The 910-nt window shown below is 75.2% G+C and carries 1 protein-coding gene; it reads right to left on the bottom strand.

Features of this window, described 5'->3' with window-relative positions; genetic code table 11:
* Positions 1 to 34: 34 nt before the first annotated feature.
* Positions 35 to 910, bottom strand: an 876-nt coding sequence (locus GPK39_RS08625) for an IS110 family RNA-guided transposase (protein WP_215675038.1), incomplete at its 5' end; no start/stop codon positions are given.

Raw genomic sequence — 910 nt, 5'->3', positions numbered from 1 at the left:
TTGGGTGTTCCTATAGTTTTGTCAACCGTCGGGGCTACTCCCGGTAGGGCACCCGGTCGCGCATCACGGCGTATATCGCCCTGAGCCGCTTCCTCGCGACGGCCTTGAGCGCCCGCCCGTGCCCCATGCCCCGCGCCCTGCAGGCCCGGTAGTACTCGCCGTAGCGCCCCGAGGACCTCACCAGGCTGTTGCACGAGAAGATCAGCAGGGACTTGAGCCTCGCGTCGCCGCGCCTGGACGCCCTGACCGACCTCACCGACGTGCCGGAGCTCCTCACCCTCGGGGCTATGCCGCAGTACGAGGCCAGGTGGTCGTGGTCCGGGAACCTCCCGATGTCGACCGACACCGCGAGCTGCGCCGCGGTCCTCGGGCCGATGCCGGGCACGGTGAGCAGGCACGCGTAGGTCTCGTCGCCCTCGAGCAGCGCCGCCGTCTCGGCCTCGAGGGCCCCGGCCTCGTCGAGGGCCTCCGATATCCGGGCGGCCAGGAACCTGACCTGCCTGTTCTCGGCCTCGACGAGCGCCGGCGGGGGCGCGGTGGAGGCGGCCGCGGCCTCCCCGGCGGCCTCGGCCCGCGGGCCCCCGGCCCCGGAGCGGGCGATCCCCCACGCCCCGCCGAACCCGGCGAGCAGCTCCAGCCACCGCCGGTCCGACAGGTCGACCGCGGCCTCGAGGGCCGGGCAGGACTCGAGCAGCACCGCGCGCAGGCGGTTCTTGTCCCTGGTCGCGCAGGCGACGACGTGGTCGCGCTGCGACGAGAGGGCGCGAGCGGCCTCGAGGGCCTCGCCGCGGCCCGGGACCCCCGACAGGGAGTCCGGCACGCCCAGGGCGGTCCGCGCGATCACCGCGGCGTCGCGCTCGTCGGTCTTGGCCTCGCCGGCGAACAGGCCCGCGGCGCGGCTGGCGGCGAG

This window comes from Collinsella aerofaciens, from assembly GCF_018785245.1.
GTDB classification, from domain to species: Bacteria; Actinomycetota; Coriobacteriia; order Coriobacteriales; family Coriobacteriaceae; genus Collinsella; species Collinsella aerofaciens_AD.
The sequence above is the reverse complement of the archived record's forward strand: the minus strand, read 5'-3'. Positions and strand labels throughout refer to the sequence as shown.